Origin of the sequence: Clostridium sp. DMHC 10, from assembly GCF_001270375.1 — a bacterium.
In the GTDB taxonomy this organism is placed as follows: Bacteria; Bacillota; Clostridia; order Clostridiales; family Clostridiaceae; genus Clostridium_S; species Clostridium_S guangxiense.
On record NZ_LGVB01000011.1, the window covers coordinates 1 to 7,173 of the forward strand.

The 7,173-nt window shown below is 30.0% G+C and carries 5 protein-coding genes and 2 pseudogenes; 5 read left to right on the top strand and 2 right to left on the bottom strand.

The features are described from left to right. Nucleotides 1-327: 327 nt before the first annotated feature. Together AGR56_RS01435 and AGR56_RS01440 are read right to left on the bottom strand one after the other, a co-directional pair. Nucleotides 328-1,119, bottom strand: a complete 792-nt coding sequence (locus tag AGR56_RS01435; RefSeq protein ID WP_053240848.1) for a MerR family transcriptional regulator — start codon at nucleotides 1,117-1,119, stop codon at nucleotides 328-330. A 157-nt stretch (nucleotides 1,120-1,276) separates the two neighbouring features. Further along, a pseudogene (locus AGR56_RS01440) lies at nucleotides 1,277-1,444 on the bottom strand (class II glutamine amidotransferase); the annotation flags it as partial. A gap of 199 nt (nucleotides 1,445-1,643) precedes the next feature. Between AGR56_RS01440 and AGR56_RS01445 the strand changes: the two are divergent. The 5 genes and pseudogenes from AGR56_RS01445 (at nucleotide 1,644) to AGR56_RS01460 (ending at nucleotide 6,734) form a co-directional block, all read left to right on the top strand. Continuing rightward, the gene (locus tag AGR56_RS01445; RefSeq protein WP_053240850.1) at nucleotides 1,644-3,074 is read left to right on the top strand and encodes a PTS mannitol transporter subunit IICB; all 1,431 of its coding nucleotides are present in this window, start codon (nucleotides 1,644-1,646) and stop codon (nucleotides 3,072-3,074) included. Between the two features lie 9 nt (nucleotides 3,075-3,083). After that, on the top strand, nucleotides 3,084-3,875 hold the full coding sequence (locus AGR56_RS23160; RefSeq protein WP_347460363.1) for a helix-turn-helix domain-containing protein: 792 nt from the start codon (nucleotides 3,084-3,086) through the stop codon (nucleotides 3,873-3,875). 110 nt (nucleotides 3,876-3,985) lie between these two features. After that, nucleotides 3,986-5,131, top strand: coding sequence for a PRD domain-containing protein (locus AGR56_RS23165; RefSeq protein ID WP_347460364.1), 1,146 nt, complete (start codon nucleotides 3,986-3,988; stop codon nucleotides 5,129-5,131). Nucleotide 5,132: 1 nt separating this feature from the next. Next, nucleotides 5,133-5,576: a PTS sugar transporter subunit IIA gene (locus AGR56_RS01455; RefSeq protein WP_053240851.1), complete on the top strand. Its 444-nt coding sequence runs from the start codon at nucleotides 5,133-5,135 to the stop codon at nucleotides 5,574-5,576. Nucleotide 5,577: 1 nt separating this feature from the next. Further along, nucleotides 5,578-6,734 (top strand): annotated as a pseudogene (locus tag AGR56_RS01460) (mannitol-1-phosphate 5-dehydrogenase). The last annotated feature ends 439 nt before the right edge of the window (nucleotides 6,735-7,173 follow it).

Sequence of the window (7,173 nt, forward strand, 5' to 3'; positions counted from 1 at the left end):
ATTGATACTTAGAGAAGCACTTCTTAAGTATGATAATACAGTTATTTCTATGTATCCATATCATTTGAAGGTGTAAGGTAAGTGAAGTAATAGTACTTTGGAATATTAAAAAGAATCCATAAATATAAGGTAAAAAAATCATAAAATACTAAGATATTTCAATAACTCGCTATTGCTCGTGCGTCCAGCTAAGCTGGACTATACTAACTGGTGAAAGTCCAGTCAAGGTAATTGCCAAGAAGTCTTGTAACAAACCACCAAGCGTAGTAGAAATACTCGTGCGGGAACAGTAAATAAAAAGCCAATTAAATAAAGTAGATTATACATTCAAAAATATAAGCCAGTGATAAAACTAACTATGGTGAAACCAGTATATATGAGAACAGCATCTCTCAAAAATTTTGCTAATCCTGGCTGATATTTATCATAGTAGGCTGTAAATCTTTCATCATCAACATACATTTGGGCAACACCAGCATGTGCTTCCTTTGTATATTCTCCCCACGAAAGGCTTAACCATTGGTGATGTAAATCTGCAGCTTTTTGAGCAAGTTTACCTGCTGGGTCACCTGTTAGAAAGGCAGCTTTCAAGGTGTCAATGACATCATGACCTAATTTTTCGAGATTATCATATTGTTCCTTAGTCAAATTCTTAAATACTTTATTTGATTTATCAATTTGTTCATTTCCGTACTTTTCCCTGATTTCTTTACCAAATTTTTTTTCATTTTCATCTATCATTTTTTGTTTAAAACCTTCAAATTTTTCTTTATCACGCATTATAATTCTCCCTTCGGCTTCTGCTATTGTTTTGTCAACATTAGCAATTAATAATTCCAATTGTTCACGTTTTGCCAGAAGTTTTTTACGATGTTCTTTCAATGCATTTGTACTATTGAATGACTGGGAGGTTAAAATATCTTTTATACATTTCAAGCTTACACCAAGTTCTCTATAAAAAAGTATTTGTTGTAGTCTATTAACTTCCTGTTTTCCGTAAATACGGTATCCTGAAGAATTAATTCTTGCCGGCTTAAGAATTCCAATTTCATCATAATACCGCAGTGTCCTAGTGCTGACTCCAGACATTTTTCCTAGCTTTTGCACTGTATATTCCATGTTCTCACCTCCTGACAAATTTAATATACACCTTCACGCAGCGTCAATGTCAATATACTTTTTTAGTTTTGTTTTAAATAAGTACAAATTGCAGCTGCAATGTAATATGCAAGTAATTGTAATGATATAACTGAAATTACAGGCATAAGAGCACTGTTTTTAGATTTTCTAATCTACCTTGTTTTTTGGATAAATTCATTTCGCCCATTTTGCTTATAACTGCCACTCCAGCTGAATCGTACCCTCTATACTCTAGTTTACTAAGTCCACTAAGGAGAATAGATACTGCATCTTTTTCGCCTGCATAACCAACTATGCCACACATAAATAAATACCACCTGAATCTTTAGCCTAAGTTAAGCAAATAATAATAGTGAAAATTGTATTTCAATTTTGTCATTTAAAATTGCAAATGAAACTGAAGTGGTTTAGATTGAAAACGAGTACACAAAATTGTATTATGATATCAGAAACACGAAACACAAAAGAAAAAACAAAAATTTTAAAATTTGGGGGGAAAACAAATGGCAGAATTATCAAGTAGAAATTCATCAGTAAAAGGAAAGATTCAAAAATTTGGTGCATTTTTAAGTGGTATGGTTTTACCAAATATAGGAGCATTTATTGCATGGGGTTTAATTACAGCATTGTTTATACCTACAGGTTGGATACCTAATGGAAATCTAGCAAAACTTGTAAGCCCTATGATAACTTATATGTTACCAATTCTAATTGGATATCAAGGCGGAAAACTTGTTTATGAGTCTAGAGGAGGAGTTGTTGGAGCAATTGCTACTGCTGGTGTTATCATTGGTTCAAGTATACCAATGTTCTTAGGAGCTATGATTGTAGGACCCCTTGGAGGATTTGTAATAAAGAAATTTGACAAAGCTGTAGAGGGAAAAATTCCAACGGGTTTTGAAATGCTAGTTAATAATTTTTCTGCTGGTATTATAGGTGGTGCTTTATCATTATTGGCATTTTCATTTATAGGACCAGTAGTGTCAGGTATTTCTATAGCGCTTGGAACAGGTGCTCAAATAATAACACAAAAAGGACTACTTCCATTAATAGCTATGTTAGTTGAACCTGCAAAAATTTTATTTTTAAATAATGCAATTAATCACGGTGTATTTTCACCACTTGGAATTGAACAAGTACATTCAATGGGTAAATCAATATTTTTCTTGCTTGAGCCAGATCCAGGTCCAGGGTTAGGAATACTTTTAGCTTATATGGTATATAGCAAGGGCTCAGCTAAACAATCTGCTCCAGGTGCGGCAATTATCCATTTCTTTGGTGGTATTCATGAAATATATTTCCCATATGTTTTAATGAAACCATTCTTATTAATAGCAGTAATTTTAGGAGGAATGGCAGCAGATTTAACTTTTGTATTATTGCACGCAGGACTTGTAGCAAGCCCATCACCAGGTAGTATATTTGCAGTATTAGCTATGTCACCAAAAGGCGGTCAGCTTTCAGTGTTAGCAGGAGTTGCAGTAGGTACTATAATTTCCTTCTTAGTTGCTTCAGTAATAATTAAGAGAGACAACCAGAATGAAAGTCAAAATCTCGATGAAGCAAAAGAAAAGATGAAAGAAATGAAACTCGCTAGCAAAGCACAGAGTTCATCAAATGTAATGGTAGAAAATAATCAGACATCACTATATTCAGATATAAAATTAATAGTATTTGCTTGTGATGCAGGTATGGGATCTTCTGCAATGGGAGAATCTATACTTAGAAAGGCATTAAAAGATGCTGGTATTTTAGATATAACAGTAAAACATTCATCTGTAGATAGTATTCCAAGCGATGCAGATGTGGTTTTCACACAAGAAAATTTGGTAGAAAGAGCAAAAAAATCATCTGCAACATCACAAATTATTACAATAAAAAACTTTTTGGATAGAACAAAGTATGATGAGTTCATAAGTCAATTAAAAAAATAGGTGATTCGTATGAATAACTTAACCCCTAGACAGCAATTTACATTAAACAGATTATTAGATGAAGATAGACTTGAATTACAGGATATTGAAAAGCAGTTTAATGTAAGTGAAAGAACAGTTTTTAGAGAAATTAATTCTATAAATAAGTTTTTAAGAAAATATAGTTTGAGTGTTTATTATGATAAAAATATGGAGCTAAGTATATCTGGAAATAAAGAAAATATTAAAGAATTAAAGACTGTACTTAGCTCGGTGCCCATACAGTGGTTACTTAGTAGAGAGCAGAGGCAAATAATAATTGCCTCTGAGCTCCTAATTAGTAAGGAAGCTGTAAAAGCATCTTATTATAGTAGTAAATTTAATGTAGTGCTGGGAAGTATTAGCTTTGATTTAGAGGAAATTGCAAAATGGGCAATTTCTAAAGATTTATGTTTAGTTAGGAATAGAAGTGTTGGTATTAGTATCCAGGGATCGGAATGGAATAAAAGAAATGCCCTAGTGGATTTAATTTTCAAATATAAACCTTATGAAGAATTACTAGCATTTTTGTATGATGAGCAGGTTGATAAAAGCATAGAAGTGCTCTTCAATATGATTTTTGGCAAAGACATAACTTCTATAGGTAAAGGTATATTAAGAAAAATAGATTTGTCACAGTATAATTTGAATGATATAAAATACTTTACATTATTTATTCAAATATTAACAGCAATAAAGAAAGCGGGGAATAAAAGAGAGATTAGTATACCGGAAAAAATAAAAAAAGATATTGTAGAGCTAGATGAGTACAAAAAATTATAAATTTAAATAACATTTTAAAAGAAAATAATATAAATTTAACCGAAGATGACCTTATATATATATGGTTCAATTTAACGGATTATAAGTTTTTAATTAATAAAAATCAAGATTTGCTTGATATAGATTATAAAATAATATCAAAGGAAGTTATTAAGGAAGTATCTCAAAAGATAAATATAAATTTGGAAGAAGATGCGCAATTAGTAGGTGATCTAGCTAAGCATTTTATGCAAACTTTTAATATGCTAAATCTAGGATTAAAGATTGTAAATCCTCTTATTGACGAGATAAAAAATCATTATTTAGAGCTTTTTAATGTTGTAAATAATGTTTCTAAGTTAGTATTTTCTAGATATAATTTTAGGCTTCCTAAAGAAGAAGTTGGATATATAACGCTTCATATAGATGTAGCGCTGCAGAGGAAACAGACATTGTTAAAAAAGTTAAATATATTAATTGTATGTCCTTCAGGCATTGGCTCAGCAAAAATCTTAAGTGATAAAATAAAGTTTATATTTCCTGATGTTAATGATATATTTATCGAAACTTTACGTGATATAGATAAGTATATAAATAATGATAAATATGATTTGATTTTGTCTACCGTGCCAATTAAGTTAGAGCATACTGTTAAAAAGGTAATTGTAGTCTCCACCTTTATTACTAAGGAGGATATAGAAAAAATTAATAAGTTTATTTTAAATTTAAAGATTGATAATAAAGAAATAAATGCAAATAAGATTTCAGATATAAAATCAAATATAATAACAAATTATGAATATGAAACATCAGATGATATAATAAAAAATTTGCAAGTAAAGACTACAAAAGCAGGTACAATTGAAGATTTAGTTGATTTTATAGTAGAGGACATAAAAAAACTTGGCCTCATAAAAAATAAGGAAATATTAAAGCAGGCCATTTTAAAAAGGGAAGAAAAGGGAAATGTAGTAATACATGGAACAAATGTGGCTCTCTTGCATACTAGAAATGAAGAATTAGCAATACCTTTTGTAGGAGTCTATCGTATAGAAACCCCAATAATCACTACAAGTGTAGGATTTTCAAAAGAAGAAGTAAATACTTTTCTTGTAATGATTGCTAGAAGTGAGGAAAGCAACTATATGCTCAAATTTTTAGGCAAAATAAGCATTGCGTTAATTGAAGATGAAAAATTTGTAGAAGATTTAAAAGTATGTAGTTTAGCAAATATAAGAAAACATTTAATAGATATAGTTAACCGTGAGGAGGAATAAAATGACTAGTAAGGAAATTTTAACAACACAAAATATTCAATTAAAGGTGGCTTCTGAATCAAAGAAAGAAGCTATAGAAAGAGTAGGAAAACTACTAGTAGCAGGAGGATATGTAAAAGAAAATTATATAGAGGGTATGAAAGCTAGGGAAGAAGAAGTTACAACCTATATTGGAAATGGCGTGGCTATACCTCATGGAATGAATGAATATAAGAAAGAAATTATGGAATCAGGAATTGTCATTGCCCAGTATCCTGAAGGTGTTGATTTTGGTGAAGGAAATATCGCATATGTTGTTGTAGGTATAGCTGGCAAAGGTGAAGAACATATGGAGATATTATCTAAAATAGCTTTAACAGTTCAATACGAAGAAAATGTTCAAAGACTTAGGAATGCAACAAAACCAGAAGAAATTATATCAATTATAGATGAAGGAGAGATGTAAAATGAAAGCAGTTCATTTTGGAGCAGGTAATATAGGCAGAGGTTTTATTGGATATTTATTATCAAAATCAGGCTATGAAATTACTTTTGTTGATATATCAGACTTCTTGGTTGAAAACATAAACAACTATGGTGAATACAAAGTTACAACTTTGTGCGATGAGAAGAGTGAAGAGAAAGTTTATAATGTAAAAGCTGTTCACTTAAATGATACAGCAAAATTAGAGAAGGTTATTAGAGAAGCAGATTTAATTACTACTTCTATTGGTGCAAATAATTTGAAAAGCACAGGTAAACTTTTATATAAGCTTTTAGCTAAAAGATTTAAAAATGGTAATGATAAATTGGTAGATATAATAGCATGTGAGAATGCACTTTTTGCTACTAATATTTTAAAAGAATCAATAATTGAAGAAGCGGATGAAGATTTTAAAATTGATTTAAACGAATATGTTGGTTTTCCTAATAGCACAGTGGATAGAATTGTCCCAAATGTAAAGATGAAAAAGGAAGTACCAATAGATGTAGCTGTAGAAGACTTCTATGAATGGGATATTGAAAAAATAAAGTGAAAATAAATAAAGATATACAAGGCGCTGCTTACGTTGACAACTTGGAACCGTACCTTGAAAGAAAATTATTTTTGCTTAATGGAGCTCATGCGGCAGTTGCATATATAGGATATATCAAGGGATATAAATATATACATGAAGCTATAAAGGATGAGTATATAAGAAATATTGCTGTAGGATTTCATAAGGAAGCTGTACAGGCTTTGAGTAAAAAGCATGGATTGCATATAGATGATTTAAATGATTATTCTAAAAAGTTAATAAAGAGGTTTGAAAACTTCTATCTTTATGACGAACTTACTAGAGTAGGAAGAGATCCTATGAGAAAATTATCTTCAAAAGATAGATTAATGTCACCACTTAAACTTTGTTATGAACTTGGAATTGAATGTAATAATATTTTATGTGGAGTAGCGGCTGGGTTATTATTTGAATATAGTGAAGATGAAAATGCTGTAAAAATACAAGAAAGCATATTGTTAAAAGGTATTACTAAAACAATTTCTAATGTAACTGGACTTGAAGAAAGTGATCCTTTAGTTAATATGATTGAAAAGAAATACGAGGAACTATCAAAATTAAAATAGGTTGTTTATCTATATAGTGAAACTACATTTAAACTTTAAATTGATTAAAATATTTTTGGTGTATTTAATTTCATTAAGTATATTTTAAGACTTTCATGTAGTTCCACTATATATATTAGTTTTTATAGCATATTTTTTTAAAATGATTTGTTAAAAGAATAACAATAAGCTCGAGGTATTTGTATGTAGTATATAGATAGATATACCCTCTTAAAGCTTCAAAATGCGAATATCAGGATTATACAAGCAATACTTTAGTGCAAAATTCACAATTTTACCCCACAGTTGTGGATAATTTTTATACAAATGTTAAATAATTATCAATATAAAAAGGAGAGTGTAATTTATGAAAGTTAGTAATATTGATGAATTGAATTTAAAATTAAAGGAAGTAAAAAAAGCCCAAAGAGAATTTTCCACTTATACACAAGAACAAGTT